Raw genomic sequence first — 15,691 nt, 5'->3', positions numbered from 1 at the left:
CATTATTGACAAAACTTGAGTCCGTGGTGACACTGCCTGCTTATGGTTTCGCTGATCGTCCACCTAGTCCTCGGGTTCGCGACGATGGCATTCATCGTCAAAACGAACCCGTCGATCTTCGCGCGCTCCGCGTCCGGCCCGCAGGTAACCGGGCTCGAACTCTTCTACTACATCGCGGGTATCGCGTCGGTGGTACTCGGCTATTACTTCAACAACCAGTACGTCGCCGAGTACGCGCCGCCCGGCGGACTGCACAACTTCATCTGGGGCCCAGGAAGCTGGTGGGAGTTCATCACGCTGGGATATGCCAACCCCGCCGCGAGCTCGGCCAGCCAGGATTACACGATCATGAGCCTGCTGCTCTTCCCGCTGTGGTCCATTGTCGACGGCCGTAGGCGCGGCATCAAACACGCATGGCTGTTCTGCGGCTTCATCCTGTTCGCCAGCTCCGCATTCGCCTGGGCGGCCTACCTGGCCGTCGCAGAGCGCCAGCACAGGCACCAGCAGCTTGGAGCGCCTGTGCAATCCACGGTCTGACATCGAACGGCGGCCTACAGTCGACGGATGATCACAGACGATCTGCGTGAGCGCCGCCTCGATGTCATCCGGGAACACATGGACACCGAGGTGACCAAGGAGTTCGACCGCACCCTGGCCACCTTCAAGAACCATTCAGGGGGCCGCGCGCACTACGAGATCATGGCCACCGGTCAGGTGTTCGACGGCGACGACGAGGTCATGGGCTACTACCGGACGACGAGAACAGCCTTCCCCGACCAGCGTCACGACAACGTGGTATGCCACGTCGCCGATGATGCGGTCATCGTCGAATTCGACTTGCTGGGAACCAATCTCGGCGAGTTCTACGGTCTGCCGCCGACCGGCAAGACGTTCCGCGTGCCGATAATCGCGGTGTTCTACTTCGACGACGACCGCGTCGTCAATGAGCGCATCTATTTTGACTCAGCAAGCCTCGTCACACAGATCGGGCGCGGCGAACTGCTCGCCCTGGCGGGATCGGAAGAACTGTGAAGGTCCACCATCTCAACTGCGGGACAATGCGCGCGTATGGCGTCCCGCCGATCGTCTGCCACGTCCTGCTCGTCGAGACCGACAACGGCCTGGCGCTCGTCGACACCGGATACGGGACGCACGACTGCGACGACCACACCCGCGTCGGGCCGACGCGGCACCTCTTCAAGCCGGCGTTCGACCATGGCGAGACGGCACTGCGCCAGGTCGAACGGCTCGGGTTCACCCGCGACGACGTCCGGCACATCGTCATCACGCATTTCGACATGGACCACATCGGCGGTATCTCCGACTTTCCCGACGCGCAGATCCACGTGACGGCCGCCGAAGTACTTGGTGCTGTGCGTGAACCGTCCTTCAGGGAGAAGATGCGCTTCCGCCCGGCCCAGTGGGCGCACGGACCCAAGCTCGTCGAGCACAATCCGGACGGCGAGAAATGGCGCGGATTCGCCGCAGCCAAGGAACTTGACGCAATCGCACCGGGAATCGTGCTGGTGTCGCTGCCGGGGCACACCCGGGGACACGCATGTATCGCCGTCGATGCCGGGCACCGTTGGGTGCTGCACTGCGGGGATGCGTTCTACCACCCCGGCACGATCGACGGGCAGTCAAAGGTGCCCGGTCCGATCAAGGTGATCGAGCCACTGCTGGCCTTCGATCGAAAGAAGGTGGCAGACAACCACGCTCGCCTCACCGAGCTGTACCGGCGGCAGGAGCCCGACCTGCTGATGGTCTGTGCCCATGACGCGGAATTGTTTGAACACGCGAAGGCGACGGCGTAGCCATGCGCGCCGTCGTCATCACCAAGCACGGTGACCTATCGGTGCTCAAGGTCGAGCAGCGGCCCGATCCGCCGCCCCCTGCGACCGGCCAGGTACGGATCGCGGTGCGTGCGGCGGGAGTGAACTTCGCCGATCATCTCGCCAGGGTCGGCCTGTACCCGGATGCCCCCAAGCCGCCGTGCGTGGTCGGGTATGAGGTGGCGGGCACGATCGAGGCGGTCGGCGAGGGCGTCAACGCGTCACGTGTCGGCGAACGAGTACTCGCCGGAACGCGTTTCGGCGGCTACGCCGAGATCGTGAACGTCAAATCCTCCGACACGGTGGCACTGCCGGACACGATGACCTTCGAGCAGGGCGCCGCCGTCCCGGTCAACTACTCGACGGCGTGGGCGGCGCTTCATGGGTACGGTTCGCTGCGCGCCGGCGAACGTGTGCTCATCCACGCAGCAGCGGGTGGTGTCGGGATCGCGGCAATCCAGCTCGCCAAACCCACCGGGGTCGAGATCCACGGCACCGCGTCACCCGGCAAACACCAGGTGCTCCGCGAAATGGGCGTCGACCGCACCATCGACTACCGCCGTGATGGCTGGTGGAAGGATCTGCCGCCGTACGATGTCGTGCTCGACGCGATCGGCGGCACCTCGCTGCGCCGCTCTTATGACCTGCTGCGGCCCGGCGGCAGGCTGGTCGCCTATGGCATCTCGTCTCTTCAGCAGGGCGAAAAGCGTTCCCTGCGTACCGCTTTACCGCAACTGCTTCCGATGGTGCGCGGGTTCAACCTGACCAAGCAGCTCTCGGAGTCGAAGGCCGTCATCGGCCTCAACATGCTGACGCTGTGGGACGACCGCGGCACGCTCGAACCCTGGATTGGTCCGCTGTCGAGCGCACTGGCGGACGGTTCCGTGTCGCCGGTTGTGCACGCCGCCGTGCCGTTCGACAACGCGCGGGAGGCGCACCGCATCCTCGCCGCCCGCGAGAACATCGGCAAGGTGGTGCTGGTCCCCTAGCTAGCTCGAGGCGCGCTTTCGGAGGACAGTCTGCAGCCGGCCGAGCACGTCGTAATAGTGCGTCGGCGCCACACGCGCCAGTACGTCGAACATGTAGGCGTCAGGTCCTACGAGGATCCGCGCCTTTCCATACTCCACACCGCGATGAATGATCTCGGCGGCCTTGTCGGGCTGCGTCATCGTCATATTCGCAAACTCCTCGGCCATCTGGTCCTGGGTGCGGCCTCGACCATCGGGATCTTTACGCATCCGGCCGTTGCGCACGATGTTGGTGTTGATGCCGCCGGGATGCACGGTGATGGCGGTGACCCCGGTTCCGCGCAGCTCGTGCCGTAGCGAGTCCGTGTAGCCGCGGACGGCGAACTTGGCTGCACAGTAGGCACTCTGGGTCGGCATGCCGACGAGCCCGAACACGCTCGAGGTGTTGACGATCACCCCCTCGTCTTGTTGGACGAGGATGGGCAGGAACGCCCGCGTGCCGTTGACCACTCCGTGGAAGTTGATGTTCCACAGCCAGGCGTCGTCCTCGGGGACTGCGTCGAGCACGCTCGACCCGACGGCCACGCCCGCGTTGTTGAATACCGCGCCGATCGGCTGCGGCGTCCAGTCGCGTACCTCGGCCGCGAAATCTTGCTGCGCGTGCGCATCACTGACGTCGAGCACCCGCAGGAGGGCTGGACCGCGCAACGACGCCTCGGTTTCCTTCAGACCCGCCTCGTCGACATCGGCGATGGCCACCGGGCAGCTGTGCGCCGACAGCCGTTGCGCCAGAGCCCGGCCGATACCCGATGCCGCGCCGGTGATGACCACGGTGCGGCCACTTATCGTCCTGCGCCGCTTGCTCATACGTTCTCCTCGCGTTCGATGGGCGTCAGAGCTGCACCGCGGGGGGCCGCGAATCCAGCCCGAGTGAAGTGCTCGGCGATAAGGTCGACCAATCGGTCCCATGCCCCGACGGGCAGATCGTGGCCGAGGCCGACGATCGTCTCCAGTCGCGCACCGGGTATTGCGCGGGCGGTCGCGGCGCCACCGGTCGGGTGGACCATGCGGTCGCGGTCGCCGTGGATGACCAACGTGGGAACGTCGATCTCCGCCAGCTCCGCTGTGCGGTCTCCGGACGCGAAGATGCCGGCCAGCTGGCGCGCGATGCCCGCCGGGCTCGGATCACGATCGAACGCGGTGCCCGCATACGCGCGCACCGCCTGTTCGTCGAACGGGAAGCCGTGTGATCCGATGTGCGAGAAGATGTTCGCGGCGCGATCCATTTCCTCAGCACGGGTTCGCGGCGGCTTTGACATCAACATCCGGCGCCAGGTGGACAACGCGGGCCGGCCGAGCCGGCGGGCACCCGTCGTCGACATGATCGACGTGAGGGTGCGCACCCGACCCGGGTGGTGAGCGGCGACCGTCTGCGCGATCATCCCGCCCATCGAGACGCCGACCAGGTGCGCGTCGGGATATCCGAGCGCATCCATCAGACCGACGGTGTCTCGCGCCATGTCACCGAGGTGGTACTGCTGACGGGGATCGCCACCGCGGAACATCGCCACTGGGTTGGGCGGCCGATATTTCATGTGGGTGGAGCGACCCGCGTCGCGATTGTCGAATCGCGTGAGGTGGTAGCCGCGTCCCACCAGCTTTGCCACGAATTCGTCTGGCCACGAATGCAATTGCCGGCCTAGGCCCGCGATCAGGATCACGGGCGGATCGCTGGTGTCGCCGGCCTGGTCGTAGCACAGTTCGATACCGCGGCCGACGTCGACGACAGCCTCGTTGGCCATCACGCCGATACTCGCGCGGCGTCGGCCGAACGCGCCTGCGGGGCCGCGGCGCGGCGCCGGTACACGACTGCCCTGCCGCCGCGCCGGGGCGCAGTGGCCACACCACGCGAGTGGCGGCGCTCACCGGGGGCGTAAGTGGTGCCGAACTCGAATTCACGGATCAACGTTCGCAGTGTCACCGTCATCTCCATGTTGGCGAACGCGGCTCCGATGCAGCGTCGGATGCCGCCGCCATAGGGAATCCATGCATAGTTGTCCGGCGGATTGCCGATGAACCGATCGGGATCAAAGGCCGCTGCGTCGGAGAACGCGGTCTCGGTCAGGTGCGCCAGCGAGATGCTGGCCATCACCACGTGACGCTCAGGAATGACCCAATCTCCCATACGAATTCGTGTCTTGGTCACGCGTGCCGTGCCATTGATGACGGGCCGGGTCCGCTGGACCTCCCAGATGGTGGCCTGCACGAGTTCGGATCCGCCGCCGTCGACCTCGGCCTTCAGCCGGGCCAGCAGACGCGGATGCCTGCGCACCCGCTCGACCGTCCACGCCAAGGTGGTGGCCGTGGTCTCGTGCCCCGCGGCCAGCAGCGTGAGCAATTCATCGGCCACGTGGTCGTCGGATATCGGTGAACCGTCCTCATACCGCGCCTGCAACATCAGCGACAGGACGTCGGTGCGGTCCTCGAACGCCGGGTCGCTGCGGATATCCGCGATGAGGCGCGCGATGATCGCGTCGTAGCGCCTGCGGTTGTCGGCCAGCTTCCGACCGGGGCTTCGCGGACCGAAGTCCCTGCGTACTACCGGCGGCATGACCGCCAGCCTGGAGGCGTACAACACCATCGAAGGCAGCGCATCGCGTAGTTCGTCCAGCGCAGCCCCTTCCGCTCCGAACACCGCACGCAGGATCGCGTTGAGGGTGATGCGCATCATCGAGGGCATGGTCTCGAACTCCTGGCCCTCGGGCCACGACTCGATCTCGCGCATGACCTCTTCTTGGACGATCGCCTCGTAGCCAACCATCCGCTTGCCGTGAAATGGCGGGACCAGGAGCTTGCGGCGCTCCCGATGCTCGGCGCCTTCGAGGCTGAACGTCGAGCCCGGGCCGAACATCTCGCCGAGCACGCCGGCCCGTGCGATCAGGTCGGGCTTGGCCGTGAACAACTCCTTGACCAGTGCGGGATCACCGACGACGACGGTGGGGCCGAAGATCGGCAGATTGAGCGTGAAAGTGGGGCCGTACCGCTTGGACAGTGCGGCGATCGCCTTGTCCCGGGCGGCGAGAAATCCCACGCCCTGTAGCAGCTTGGGTATGCGCGGCGCCGGTGGTAACCGCACCGGATCGGTCGTCAGCTCAGCCATAATCCCTCCGTGGTACACGATGGTACCAACGAAAAACGTAGGCGGTCACGAAGAAAAGAGCAACCCTGTGGGACCGAGCGCAAAGGGCGGGATCGAACACAACGGGAAGGATCAAGGCAGACCGCTCTGAAGTGGCCAGGGCCGGGATCGAACCGGCGACCTTCCGCTTTTCAGGCGGACGAGATAGCCACTGACCTGCGGTTTATTTGATTCTGTGCGTCGTATGCGCCGCATTGAGCTGCGCTGACGTATTCAGTCTGTCCGGCGAACGGACATAAACCGGACACGGTGCTTGCGCTCCTGACCAGGAGCTTCGGCGCTACCGCTTGCCTTGCGAGGGGCGTCGGGGCCTCCGGTGCGACAAAGGGCGCCGCGTCGCCCCCGCCTGAGCCGCCCCACGGTAGTTCGCCTCATCCAGGATGCGAGTTAGACGCTCACGTGCCCGGCGCGGTCCGACGCAAGCTGCGGCTTGCCGATGTCCTTGCCTACCGAGAGGAGCTTCACGCCCGGCGCAACCGGTTCATCGCCGAGAGCTCGGAGGAGTTCGCGGATGCCGACGCCGAATTACTCGCCGAATTACTCGCCGAATTACTCGCCGAGGCGAAACGTAGCGTTGACCGTCCGCGGCGTCTGAAAGACTCGCCCACGTGTATCGCGCCGCGTAGGACCTCGCTCTGACAAGTTCCTAGAGGCCGAGGTTCGGGTGTTCAGTTTCTGAACGCCCGAGGTCGGATCTACCGACATCCATGCACGGCAAACGGCGTCATAGCTTCCACGGCACCACGTTGCCAGTGCAGGCTCATGCAACTGAACTGTTCGGGTTAAGAGTCGGTTCCGTTGGCAACGGAATACCTTTATACCGCGAACACGCGCGAAGTTCACTCAGCCCGTATGCCGGATGACATGGGCAGATTCACCTCGTTCGGGTAAGTCCCTTGTTCCGCAACCATCGGAACAGGTATGTTTTCCGAACAGGAGATACTCATGACTGAACCAATCACCGCACCTCCCGGCACGGAGGCGGAGATCTTGACCGAGTGCACCGAACTACTCCGCGATCGTCTACCTGACGACTGGCGAGTCGACATTCAGAGACCGCCGATGGACGCCGCCATAGACGCGATCCTGGCACTCACGGCACCCTCGGGTGAGCAGGTTCGATTCCTCGTAGAGGCGAAGAGGCTACTCGTCGGCCGCGACGTTCCCAGGGTCTCGGAACAGTTGCAGTGGGCAGCAGATCGCGAGCTCATCGACACCAAGACCATGGTCATGTCCCGATACCTCGCGCCCCCAGTTCGCGAGCGGCTGTCGCAGGGGAACATGTCGTTCATCGACGCCACCGGCAACATCTTGATCCAGTCGTCACGTCCCGCACTATTCGTTCGCGACCGAGGCGCCGATAAAGATCCATGGCGAAGCCCAGGCCGGCCGCGCGGATCGCTGGCAGGTGAGCCCGCCGCTCGTGTAGTCCGGACACTCATCGCAACGCGGGGGCCATGGTCGGCACGCGATCTCGTCGGCGCGTCCGGGGCATCCACCGGCGCAACGTACCGGGTGTTGGAGTTCCTTCAAGAAGAGGGGCTGGTGCAGAAGATGGGAACGGCCTACGTCCTGAACGACTGGCCAACCCTCCTACGCCGATGGAGTCGTGACTACAGCTTCTTCCGCACCAACCGCACATCGAGCTACATCGAGCCTCGCGGCCTAGAAGCGCTACAGAGCAAAGCCGCCAACTCTCAGTACTCGCACTACGCAATAACCGGAACGATCGCGGCTGCGCAGTGGGCGCCTTACGCTCCCGCCCGCGCGGCGATGGTCTACGTCGATGATGCGGCGCGCGCAGCAAAAGAATGGGGCCTACGGCCAGCGGATAAGGGCGCGAATGTGATTCTCGCCGAACCTAAGTACGACGTCGTGTTCACCGGAACCGGTACCAATCGCGACGGTGCGGTCATTGTCGCGATTGAACAGGCGGCAGTAGACCTACTCACGGGTCCGGGCCGAAACCCCTCCGAGGGAGAGGAACTCATCTCATGGATGGAGCGCAACGAAAGTGATTGGCGCCGTGGATGATTTACTCATCAAGGCCCGTTCAGCCCTGCTGGACGCCCTCGAAGCCCTGGCCGAGCAACACGATTCGATCGTCGTGGTCGGCGCGCAGGCCATCTATCTGCACAGTGGTCACGCAGACGTTGCGATCGCCGAGGCAACGAAGGACAGCGACCTGGCGGTCGACCCGCGGGGACTCCCCGAAGAGCCACTTCTTGAAGAAGCGATGAAACGAGCTGGCTTCTACCCGAACGTGAACGGGCAGCCTGGAGCATGGCTAAACCCGGCAGGCATCCCGGTCGATCTGATGGTTCCAGATGCTTTGTCGCAAGGCGGTAGGTCTCATCGCGGTGCCCGGATCCCACCCCACTCCAATCAAGCAACAAGGCGGACCGTCGGGTTGGAAGCCGCCGTTGTGGACAACGAGCTCCGTACGATATCTGCGCTCAACCCTGACGACACAAGGACTTTCGAAGCCCGAGTTGCCGGGCCAGCCGCACTCTTGATTGCGAAAGTCCACAAGATCCACGAACGGCACAACCAACCTGACCGCCTCAACGATAAGGACGCTCACGACATCTACCGCCTGCTTGTGGCAACAACCGACACGGCGGCACTCGGCTCAAGCTTTCAGCGTCTACTGTCCGACCCGATCTCCAAGACGGTGGCCGAGCAGGCCCTCGATTGGCTGCGTCCTCTTTTCGCCGACGGCCCCGATGCACTTGGTTCGGTCATGGCCGGTCGCGCAGAGGAAGGGATCGGAGACCCTGACCTGGTGGCCGCCTCTGTTGCCGCGCTTGCAGCCGATGTGCTCGCAGCCGTTGCGGATGCGTCCAGGTAACCACCCAAGAGCGAGGGATACGTGCGTCGTGCTCGGCGAGGAATCGTCGCAAGTCTGCGGGCAGGGTTTTCGTGAGCTCAGCAGATCCGCCTTCCTCCTGGTCGGTGAACCCACCGATGAACACGGGGAAGTGCAGCCTGTAGGCCAGTTGCACGACAAGCACGGGATCAGCAACAGCGCGAGTCGAGGTGCTCACGGACAACCGCGAGGTCCCGTGCGCGGTCACGGGCGATCCGCTTCGACTTCACCATGAAGGCGGACTTCTCGATCACGATGAGCTGCATCCCGTGTTCGGGGATCTCGGTGCGCTTGCGTTCGTCGTAGCGGCGGCGTTGCTCGGCGCGGCGGACCCCGGAGACTGTCTGGCGCCGGTCGAAGAACTCCACCGCTTCTGAGTGCTGCTCCTCCTGGAACTCCACGACGAGCCGCAGGCTGGGCCAGTATCCGTCGACGGGGAGCTCCGTACCGCGCGGTCGCGACGGTGACGGGTCTCCGCGGAGCCAGTCGAACCGCTGCTGGCGGCGGCCAAACACACCGAGGACCTCGTCGCACAGGTCGAGGACGTAGTGCTCGTCGGAGTCCGCGCGGCTGGCCATTGCGCGATCATCGCACCGGTACTCACCCAGTTGCCCACACCCCGCAGAATCACGCCGCGTGCCGCCCAGAGCAGTCACCACCGAGCAATACGCTGATCGGTGGATCCGCGGCCGATCACGCTGAGCGACATCGACACGACCCGTGCGCTTCGCACCGACGACGAGCTTCTTCGCCTCGTCGCGGCGATCCACGGCTCCAGGCCCGAGGCCCGAGGCCCGAGGCCCGAGGCCCAGTAGACGAACTGGCTGGAGTGGAAAAGCACCTTGGACCTCAGCACCGCCGCGGGCAAGTTCGCAGTTGCCAAGGCGGTCCTCGGGTTCGCCAACCGGTCCGTCGAAGATGCTCGGCTTCACTGCGGCGGCGTCGCCTACATGATGGTGGGTGGAACCCGGCGCCGCGGCTGGGATCCCTGCCATCGACCACGCCAACCTCACGCCGGGGATCAAGACGTGCGCATCCACCCCCGCCGTTACGTCACCCAATGGCGCGATGCTGCGCTCCAACAACTGGCGTCGGCACACCCACTGGAACAAGGCCCTCAAGAAGATAGAACCGGCTCCGCAGACCATCCATGATCTACGCCACACCTACGCAAACCTGCCTCGAAAATCGGGCGCAGACCTTCGATACGTCCAGAAACGATGGGTCACTCCACCGACCGTGACCGCGAACATCTATAGCGACCTCTACGCCGACGAGCTGGACAAGGTCGCAGCCAACCTAGATCTGCTTCACGCGACCGAGATTCACACACACAGAAGACCGAAGAACAGGACGAATCGAACTGACAACCGAGTGCAAGACCCGTGTCGATGCAGGTAAAGAATGGTGGCCAGGGCCGGGATCGAACCGGCGACCTTCCGCTTTTCAGGCGGACGCTCGTACCAACTGAGCTACCTGGCCGGAAGGCACCGGCCATATCGATCACCGAATGCCTCGCCAATAGTGGCGACCCTGACGGGACTCGAACCCGCGACCTCCGCCGTGACAGGGCGGCGCGCTAACCAACTGCGCCACAGGGCCTTGCTTTTGCGGCTCCAGCGTACGGTGCCGCGCGTACCCCCTACGGGATTCGAACCCGCGCTACCGCCTTGAAAGGGCGGCGTCCTAGGCCGCTAGACGAAGGGGGCCAAGCCGAATCTCTCCGGGGTACTCACAACGCTGTGACGCTGGGAGCTTGGATAGCTTAGGTTACCGGGACCCCAATCCTCAAACGAGCCGCCCGACGGCACCCAGTATCCTGTTGCCTCACGCCCCTCTAGCTCAGTTGGTAGAGCTACGGACTTTTAATCCGCAGGTCGTAGGTTCGAGCCCTACGGGGGGCACTTAAATGTCGGGCCCCGAAGTTAAGGTCCCGGTCATGCTCACCAAACGGTGCCCACGTTGCAGTCAGGATCGTCGCGCGTTCACGGGCACCTACTGTGCGGACTGCCGCAGAGAATATAACCGGGCGTACTACCGGCGAACGCCTGAGAAGAACACACATCGTCGCGCTGGCAAACGGAAGGCCATCGCCGCCGCCAAGGCTTACGTCCAGCAGTACTTGCTAACCCACCCGTGCGTCGACTGCGGCGAAAGTGACCTAGTAGTCCTTGAGTTCGATCACGTGACAGGGGACAAACTCCGTGATGTCGGATCTATGGCGCGCACCGGCTGGAATTTGGCCGCTATACAAGCCGAGATCGGCAAATGTGAGGTTCGCTGCGCTAACTGCCACCGACGCGTCACAACCCGCCGTCGAATTGGATTAACCGCCTGACCCAGCAGCGCTGCGTCACGCGAATGACGCCTCCCAATATGCGGGGAAGAAATGTCTGCCGAATGGCAGCGGCCCTCTCGTCGCCCGCGTAATCGCGACAGAGGAAACCGCAGTAATCTCACGGTGTGTTCTACCAGCAGGCCCGGCGCTCGTTCTGGCGGCGCCATCCCGTCATCACCGGCGTCGCCGCGCTGGTGACGTTCTGGTGGCTCGCGAACGGTTGGTATGAAGCAGTAGCGGTGACGGCGATCGTCGGTCTGCTCTTGTTCGTCAGCCGCCGCAGGAAGGCACTTGCCATCCGCGACGCCGGCCTGCGCGCCCGTGCCGACTACGAGTACCGACTGAGCCTGCGCGGGGATCAGCGAGGCGTGTTCGGCCGCTATCCCCCGGTTCAGGCAGGCTGGTTCCCGGACCCGCAAAACCGTTGTCAGATACGATATTTCGACGGCGTGATGTGGACGCCGCACGCCGTAGGCCGCTAGCGCTCAGACCTTCGGGGAGTAGTAGTGCGGGTTGTCGCGGTACTCCACGGGCGGCAGATTGCGTGCCGGCGTTTCGACCAACGGCGAGTCCGCAGGCAACCGGCCACTGGCCCGGTCCCACGCAGATCGCTTGCGCGGGTGCATCATCATGCGCTTGGGCAGCAGCTTGACGACCCGGTACACGACCTTGCCGAACAAGCGGTGCAGCCGCTCCTGACGTGGCGTCCAGGTGTAGCCCATGAGCTCTCGCACCGCCGGGTCGAACAAGCCGACTGTGGTGAAGTTGAAGAACCTCTGCATCCCCGCGATGTTGAGTTGCCACAGCCAATCGGGCATCCACTGCAGCGAGGGATGCTTGGTCATCGACGAGAGATCGAGCACCTCACGCGCGGCCCAGTTGTTCTCCAACACGTTGTGGCACATGTGATCCCAGTACTCCTGGAATTCTTCCCACGTCTTCGGCACCGGCCGCATGCTCATGCCGTACATCCGGTACCACACGATGTGCTCGTCGAACAGCTGGCGCTTCTGCGCCTCGGTGAGGCCACCGCCGAGCCATTCAGCGGCAAGCAGCGTCGACTTGAAGAACGTCGCGTGCGCCCAGTAGAAGACGTCGGGGTTCAGCGCGCTGTAGCGGCGGCCCTGATCGTCGACACCCTTGATCCCGATGTGATAGTCACGGACCTGTGCCCCGGTCTTGGGCGCGCGGTCGCCGTCGAACACCACGCCCCCGATGGGATAGACAGACCGGTAGAGCCGCGGCATCCGCTCCATGAAGAAGATCGAGTGCTGCTGGACGGCGGCGCCCAACTGCGGATGCATGTTCTGCATCGAGCCGGCCCAGGGACCTTGGAGCATCCCGGTCCAACGACCGAAGTACTTCCACGTCAGCGAGTCGGGCCCCAGCGGCTGCGGCAGGGCGTCATATCCATCCGACGAAACGGGGCACCCCGCCCCCACAGGGGCGGCCGCACTGTTCACGGGGCAGGCAGCGGACGTATCTTGAGTCACTGATGAAGCTTCCCATCCAGTCAGAATCACCTATTCTGACTACATACGTTGTCACAATGGAGTCTAGGAGGGTTGTGCCTTCGGGTCAACGACGCGGCCGATGGTCCGGCGTGCCACTGCAGGACCGCCAGGCGCTGCGCCGCGACGAACTGATCGCCGCAGGCGTCGCACACCTGGGTGGTGCCCAAGGTCCCGCCCTGACGGTGCGCGGGGTTTGCCGATCGGCCGGTCTGACCGAGCGCTACTTCTACGAGAGCTTCACCGATCGTGACGAGTTCGTCCGCGCGGTCTACGACGACGTCTGTGCGCGCGCGATGGCCACGCTGACAACGGCGAACACCCCACGCGCCGCGGTGGAACAGTTCGTCGCGCTGATGGTGGACGATCCGGCGCGCGGACGTGTACTGCTGTTGGCGCCCGAGAAGGAGCCGGTGCTGACCCGCTCGGGTGCCGAATGGATGCCGAGCTTCATCGAACTGGTGCAGCGCAAGCTGACTCGCATCGGCGACCCGGCGCAGGCGGCGATGGTCGCCACCGGGTTGATCGGTGCGCTGACGGCGTTGTTCACCGCCTACTTGAACGGAAGACTCACCGCGACGCGCGAGCAGTTCATCGACTACTGCATCGAGATGCTGCTGAGCCGGGTGTCGAGCTACTGACACTTGCGCGTCGGAATAGCGGGCGACCAGCGCCAGTGGGGCTTGTGTTGCGAATGCGACACAAGCCCGCGCCCAACTTGAATGTCACCGGGGGACACAGATATATTGAGTGCTACCAACAGGTACAGATAACTTGGGAGGGGCTCATGTCGAAAGACCTGACCGACCTGCAGCTGCTCACAGAGCTCGAGCCAGTGGTCGAGAAGAACATCAACCGACACCTGACCATGCGTAAGGACTGGAATCCGCACGACTACATCCCGTGGTCGGACGGCAAGAACTATTACGCACTCGGCGGCAAGGACTGGGACCCCGACGAGTCGAAGCTGTCCGAGGTCGCCCGGGTGGCGATGCTGACCAACCTGTTGACCGAGGACAACCTGCCGTCCTATCACCGCGAGATCGCGATGAACTTCTCGATGGACGGGCCGTGGGGCTTCTGGGTGAACCGGTGGACCGCCGAGGAGAACCGGCACGGTATCGCGCTTCGTGACTACCTCCTCGTTACCCGTTCGATCGACCCCGTTGAGCTCGAGCAGCTGCGCATCGAGCAGGTCACCCGCGGCTTCTCCCCCGGCCAGAACCAGCAGTTGGAGGGCGACGCTGATCTTTTCGCCGACTCCCTGTTCGACTCCGTCATCTACGTGACGTTCCAGGAGCTGGCCACCAGGGTGTCGCACCGCAACACGGGCAAGGCATGCAACGAGACCGTCGCAGACCAACTGCTGCAACGGGTTTCGGCCGACGAGAACCTGCACATGATCTTCTATCGTGACGTCTCGGCTGCTGGGTTTGATATGGCGCCCAACCAGGCGATGCACTCCCTGCACAAGGTGCTGACCAACTTCAAGATGCCCGGGTACACGATCCCGGACTTCCGGCGCAAGGCGGTCACCATCGCCTCCGGTGGCGTGTACGACCCGCGGATCCACCTCGACGACGTCGTGATGCCGGTGCTCAAGAAGTGGCGGATCTTCGAGCGCGACGACTTCACCGGCGACGCCGCCCGACTGCGCGACGAACTCGCCGTGCACATCGAGGAGCTCGAGGAAACCTGCGTGAAGTTCGATATCGCCAAGCAACGCAGGCTCGAGCGCATCGCGAAGGTGGCCGAGAAGAAGGCTGCCAAGGATCTTCTGGTGGGGTCATCAGCGTCCTAACCGACGCTCGCCCCGCGCTGCAGATCGGTCCCATCGCGCTACGAAGCCCGGTCGTGCTGGCGCCGATGGCGGGTGTCACCAACGTCGCCTTCCGCACGCTGTGCCGTGAATTGGAGCTCGAAAGGGCCGGAACGGTCAGTGGGCTCTACGTGTGCGAGATGGTGACCGCGCGGGCCTTGGTCGAGCGCCATCCGGCGACCATGCACATGGTCACCTTCGCCGACGACGAGACCCCGCGATCGCTTCAGCTCTACTCCGTCGATCCACACAACACGTATCTCGCGGCGAAGATGATCGCCGACGAGGGCCTGGCCGATCACATCGACATGAACTTCGGCTGTCCCGTCCCCAAGGTCACCCGTCGTGGGGGCGGTGCGGCGCTGCCGTTCAAGCGCAAGCTCTTCGGGCAGATCGTCGGGGCCGCCGTGGCCGCGACGCAAGGCACCGACATCCCCGTGACGGTCAAATTCCGGATCGGAATCGATGACGCTCATCACACCCATCTCGACGCGGGCCGGATCGCCGCCGAGGAGGGCGCGGCCGCCGTCGCACTGCACGCGCGCACGGCCTCGCAGCGGTACTCCGGCGAAGCCGACTGGATGCAGATCGCAGCGTTGAAACAGCACGTCACGACGGTTCCTGTGCTGGGCAACGGCGATATTTTCGAGGCCACTGACGCGCTGGCGATGATGGATGCGACGGGCTGCGACGGAGTCGTCATCGGCCGCGGCTGCCTTGGTCGGCCATGGCTCTTCGCCGAATTGTCGGCGGCTTTCGCCGGAACACCCGTGGCCACCCCGCCGACGCTGGGCCAGGTCGCGGCGATCGTCATGCGCCACGGCGAACTCCTCGCCGCCCATTTCGGCGAGGACAAGGGCATGCGCGACATCCGTAAGCACGTCGCCTGGTACCTGCACGGCTTTCCCGCCGGCGCCGACCTGCGGCGGTCATTGGCGCTGGTCAAGACGTTGAAAGAGCTGCGAACGCTGCTCGATGGCCTCGATCCGGACATCGGCTTCCCGGCGGCGGCGACGGGGCCACGGGGACGGCAGGGGTCGCCCGCGGCGGTGTCGCTGCCCGAAGGCTGGCTAACAGACCCCGACGACTGCACGGTTCCGGCGGGCGCCGAGGTCATGAACTCGGGAGGTTAGGTCGTCTCACAGTCGTCTCTCA

Annotated in this window: 16 protein-coding genes, 5 tRNA genes and 2 pseudogenes; 14 read left to right on the top strand and 9 right to left on the bottom strand. The window is 64.4% G+C overall.

Annotation, left to right across the window (positions count from 1 at the left end; all coding sequences use genetic code 11):
* Window positions 1–42: 42 nt before the first annotated feature.
* The 4 genes from CSQ99_RS07640 to CSQ99_RS07625 are packed head-to-tail and all read left to right on the top strand — an operon-like array spanning window position 43 to window position 2,821.
* A complete protein-coding gene (locus CSQ99_RS07640) occupies window positions 43–537 on the top strand; it encodes a DUF2834 domain-containing protein (protein ID WP_099038446.1) in 495 nt (164 codons plus the stop codon).
* A gap of 27 nt (window positions 538–564) precedes the next feature.
* Window positions 565–1,032, top strand: coding sequence for an ester cyclase (locus tag CSQ99_RS07635; RefSeq protein ID WP_099038445.1), 468 nt, complete (start codon window positions 565–567; stop codon window positions 1,030–1,032).
* A complete protein-coding gene (locus CSQ99_RS07630; protein WP_099038444.1) occupies window positions 1,029–1,814 on the top strand; it encodes an MBL fold metallo-hydrolase in 786 nt (261 codons plus the stop codon). Before CSQ99_RS07635 ends, CSQ99_RS07630 begins: the two co-directional genes overlap by 4 nt.
* Window positions 1,815–1,816: 2 nt before the next feature.
* Window positions 1,817–2,821, top strand: coding sequence for a synaptic vesicle VAT-1 family membrane protein (locus CSQ99_RS07625; protein WP_099038443.1), 1,005 nt, complete (start codon window positions 1,817–1,819; stop codon window positions 2,819–2,821).
* Here the strand turns inward: CSQ99_RS07625 and CSQ99_RS07620 are convergent, their stop codons facing one another.
* From CSQ99_RS07620 to CSQ99_RS07605, 4 genes are all read right to left on the bottom strand, one after another.
* A complete protein-coding gene (locus CSQ99_RS07620; protein ID WP_099038442.1) occupies window positions 2,822–3,667 on the bottom strand; it encodes an SDR family NAD(P)-dependent oxidoreductase in 846 nt (281 codons plus the stop codon).
* Window positions 3,664–4,602, bottom strand: coding sequence for an alpha/beta fold hydrolase (locus CSQ99_RS07615; protein WP_099038441.1), 939 nt, complete (start codon window positions 4,600–4,602; stop codon window positions 3,664–3,666). Before CSQ99_RS07615 ends, CSQ99_RS07620 begins: the two co-directional genes overlap by 4 nt.
* Window positions 4,602–5,960: a cytochrome P450 gene (locus CSQ99_RS07610; protein ID WP_099038440.1), complete on the bottom strand. Its 1,359-nt coding sequence runs from the start codon at window positions 5,958–5,960 to the stop codon at window positions 4,602–4,604. The genes CSQ99_RS07615 and CSQ99_RS07610 overlap by 1 nt, the downstream gene beginning before the upstream one ends.
* 132 nt (window positions 5,961–6,092) lie before the next feature.
* Window positions 6,093–6,157, bottom strand: a tRNA-Phe gene (locus CSQ99_RS07605).
* Between the two features lie 185 nt (window positions 6,158–6,342).
* Between CSQ99_RS07605 and CSQ99_RS07600 the strand changes: the two are divergent.
* The 3 genes and pseudogenes from CSQ99_RS07600 to CSQ99_RS07590 form a co-directional block, all read left to right on the top strand.
* Window positions 6,343–6,569, top strand: a pseudogene (locus CSQ99_RS07600) (excisionase family DNA-binding protein); the annotation flags it as partial.
* A 375-nt stretch (window positions 6,570–6,944) separates the two neighbouring features.
* On the top strand, window positions 6,945–8,033 hold the full coding sequence (locus CSQ99_RS07595; protein ID WP_176560917.1) for a helix-turn-helix domain-containing protein: 1,089 nt from the start codon (window positions 6,945–6,947) through the stop codon (window positions 8,031–8,033).
* Window positions 8,026–8,850: a hypothetical protein gene (locus CSQ99_RS07590; protein WP_099038438.1), complete on the top strand. Its 825-nt coding sequence runs from the start codon at window positions 8,026–8,028 to the stop codon at window positions 8,848–8,850. Before CSQ99_RS07595 ends, CSQ99_RS07590 begins: the two co-directional genes overlap by 8 nt.
* Window positions 8,851–9,017: 167 nt before the next feature.
* On the opposite strand, the gene CSQ99_RS31845 is transcribed toward CSQ99_RS07590, so the two are convergent.
* On the bottom strand, window positions 9,018–9,446 hold the full coding sequence (locus CSQ99_RS31845; RefSeq protein WP_099038437.1) for a hypothetical protein: 429 nt from the start codon (window positions 9,444–9,446) through the stop codon (window positions 9,018–9,020).
* Window positions 9,447–9,545: 99 nt separating this feature from the next.
* On the opposite strand from CSQ99_RS31845, the gene CSQ99_RS31840 reads away from it, so the two are divergent.
* Entirely contained in the window at window positions 9,546–9,683 is a 138-nt protein-coding gene (locus CSQ99_RS31840; protein ID WP_425437791.1) for a hypothetical protein, read from the top strand.
* A gap of 226 nt (window positions 9,684–9,909) precedes the next feature.
* Window positions 9,910–10,235 (top strand): annotated as a pseudogene (locus CSQ99_RS31835) (site-specific integrase); the annotation flags it as partial.
* 38 nt (window positions 10,236–10,273) lie between these two features.
* On the opposite strand, the gene CSQ99_RS07575 reads toward CSQ99_RS31835, so the two are convergent.
* The 3 genes from CSQ99_RS07575 to CSQ99_RS07565 all read right to left on the bottom strand — a co-directional run bounded on the left by CSQ99_RS07575 (window position 10,274) and on the right by CSQ99_RS07565 (window position 10,577).
* Window positions 10,274–10,350: transfer RNA gene (locus CSQ99_RS07575), tRNA-Phe, on the bottom strand.
* A 43-nt stretch (window positions 10,351–10,393) separates the two neighbouring features.
* A tRNA-Asp gene (locus tag CSQ99_RS07570) sits at window positions 10,394–10,470 on the bottom strand.
* 34 nt (window positions 10,471–10,504) lie between these two features.
* Window positions 10,505–10,577, bottom strand: a tRNA-Glu gene (locus tag CSQ99_RS07565).
* A 122-nt stretch (window positions 10,578–10,699) separates the two neighbouring features.
* Here CSQ99_RS07565 and CSQ99_RS07560 point away from each other — a divergent pair.
* Both CSQ99_RS07560 and CSQ99_RS07555 read left to right on the top strand, forming a co-directional pair.
* A tRNA-Lys gene (locus tag CSQ99_RS07560) sits at window positions 10,700–10,772 on the top strand.
* A 559-nt stretch (window positions 10,773–11,331) separates the two neighbouring features.
* Window positions 11,332–11,688, top strand: a complete 357-nt coding sequence (locus tag CSQ99_RS07555; protein ID WP_099038436.1) for a DUF2510 domain-containing protein — start codon at window positions 11,332–11,334, stop codon at window positions 11,686–11,688.
* A gap of 3 nt (window positions 11,689–11,691) precedes the next feature.
* On the opposite strand, the gene CSQ99_RS07550 is transcribed toward CSQ99_RS07555, so the two are convergent.
* Complete coding sequence (locus CSQ99_RS07550) at window positions 11,692–12,699, bottom strand: oxygenase MpaB family protein (RefSeq protein WP_099038435.1); 1,008 nt, start codon at window positions 12,697–12,699, stop codon at window positions 11,692–11,694.
* A gap of 74 nt (window positions 12,700–12,773) precedes the next feature.
* Between CSQ99_RS07550 and CSQ99_RS07545 the strand changes: the two genes are divergently transcribed.
* The 3 genes from CSQ99_RS07545 to dusB all read left to right on the top strand — a co-directional run bounded on the left by CSQ99_RS07545 (window position 12,774) and on the right by dusB (window position 15,669).
* Complete coding sequence (locus tag CSQ99_RS07545) at window positions 12,774–13,358, top strand: TetR/AcrR family transcriptional regulator (RefSeq protein ID WP_099038434.1); 585 nt, start codon at window positions 12,774–12,776, stop codon at window positions 13,356–13,358.
* Between the two features lie 146 nt (window positions 13,359–13,504).
* The gene (locus CSQ99_RS07540; protein ID WP_099038433.1) at window positions 13,505–14,518 is read left to right on the top strand and encodes an acyl-ACP desaturase; all 1,014 of its coding nucleotides are present in this window, start codon (window positions 13,505–13,507) and stop codon (window positions 14,516–14,518) included.
* Window positions 14,506–15,669: a tRNA dihydrouridine synthase DusB gene (gene dusB / locus CSQ99_RS07535; RefSeq protein WP_281258460.1), complete on the top strand. Its 1,164-nt coding sequence runs from the start codon at window positions 14,506–14,508 to the stop codon at window positions 15,667–15,669. The genes CSQ99_RS07540 and dusB overlap by 13 nt, the downstream gene beginning before the upstream one ends.
* Window positions 15,670–15,691 lie beyond the last annotated feature (22 nt).

The organism is Mycobacterium neglectum, from assembly GCF_002591975.1.
In the GTDB taxonomy this organism is placed as follows: Bacteria; Actinomycetota; Actinomycetes; order Mycobacteriales; family Mycobacteriaceae; genus Mycobacterium; species Mycobacterium neglectum.
This window is presented reverse-complemented; position numbering and strand designations above follow the sequence as displayed.

What these genes read in the sequence shown, in the direction of transcription:
- CSQ99_RS07610 (WP_099038440.1), bottom strand. Translation starts at nt 5,960, where the DNA reads ATGGCTGAGCTGACGACCGATCCGGTGCGGTTACCACCGGCGCCGCGC.
- CSQ99_RS07635 (WP_099038445.1), top strand. Translation starts at nt 565, where the DNA reads ATGATCACAGACGATCTGCGTGAGCGCCGCCTCGATGTCATCCGGGAA.
- CSQ99_RS07595 (WP_176560917.1), top strand. Translation starts at nt 6,945, where the DNA reads ATGACTGAACCAATCACCGCACCTCCCGGCACGGAGGCGGAGATCTTG.
- CSQ99_RS07640 (WP_099038446.1), top strand. Translation starts at nt 43, where the DNA reads ATGGTTTCGCTGATCGTCCACCTAGTCCTCGGGTTCGCGACGATGGCA.
- CSQ99_RS07620 (WP_099038442.1), bottom strand. Translation starts at nt 3,667, where the DNA reads ATGAGCAAGCGGCGCAGGACGATAAGTGGCCGCACCGTGGTCATCACC.
- CSQ99_RS07615 (WP_099038441.1), bottom strand. Translation starts at nt 4,602, where the DNA reads ATGGCCAACGAGGCTGTCGTCGACGTCGGCCGCGGTATCGAACTGTGC.
- CSQ99_RS07625 (WP_099038443.1), top strand. Translation starts at nt 1,817, where the DNA reads ATGCGCGCCGTCGTCATCACCAAGCACGGTGACCTATCGGTGCTCAAG.
- CSQ99_RS07540 (WP_099038433.1), top strand. Translation starts at nt 13,505, where the DNA reads ATGTCGAAAGACCTGACCGACCTGCAGCTGCTCACAGAGCTCGAGCCA.
- CSQ99_RS31845 (WP_099038437.1), bottom strand. Translation starts at nt 9,446, where the DNA reads ATGGCCAGCCGCGCGGACTCCGACGAGCACTACGTCCTCGACCTGTGC.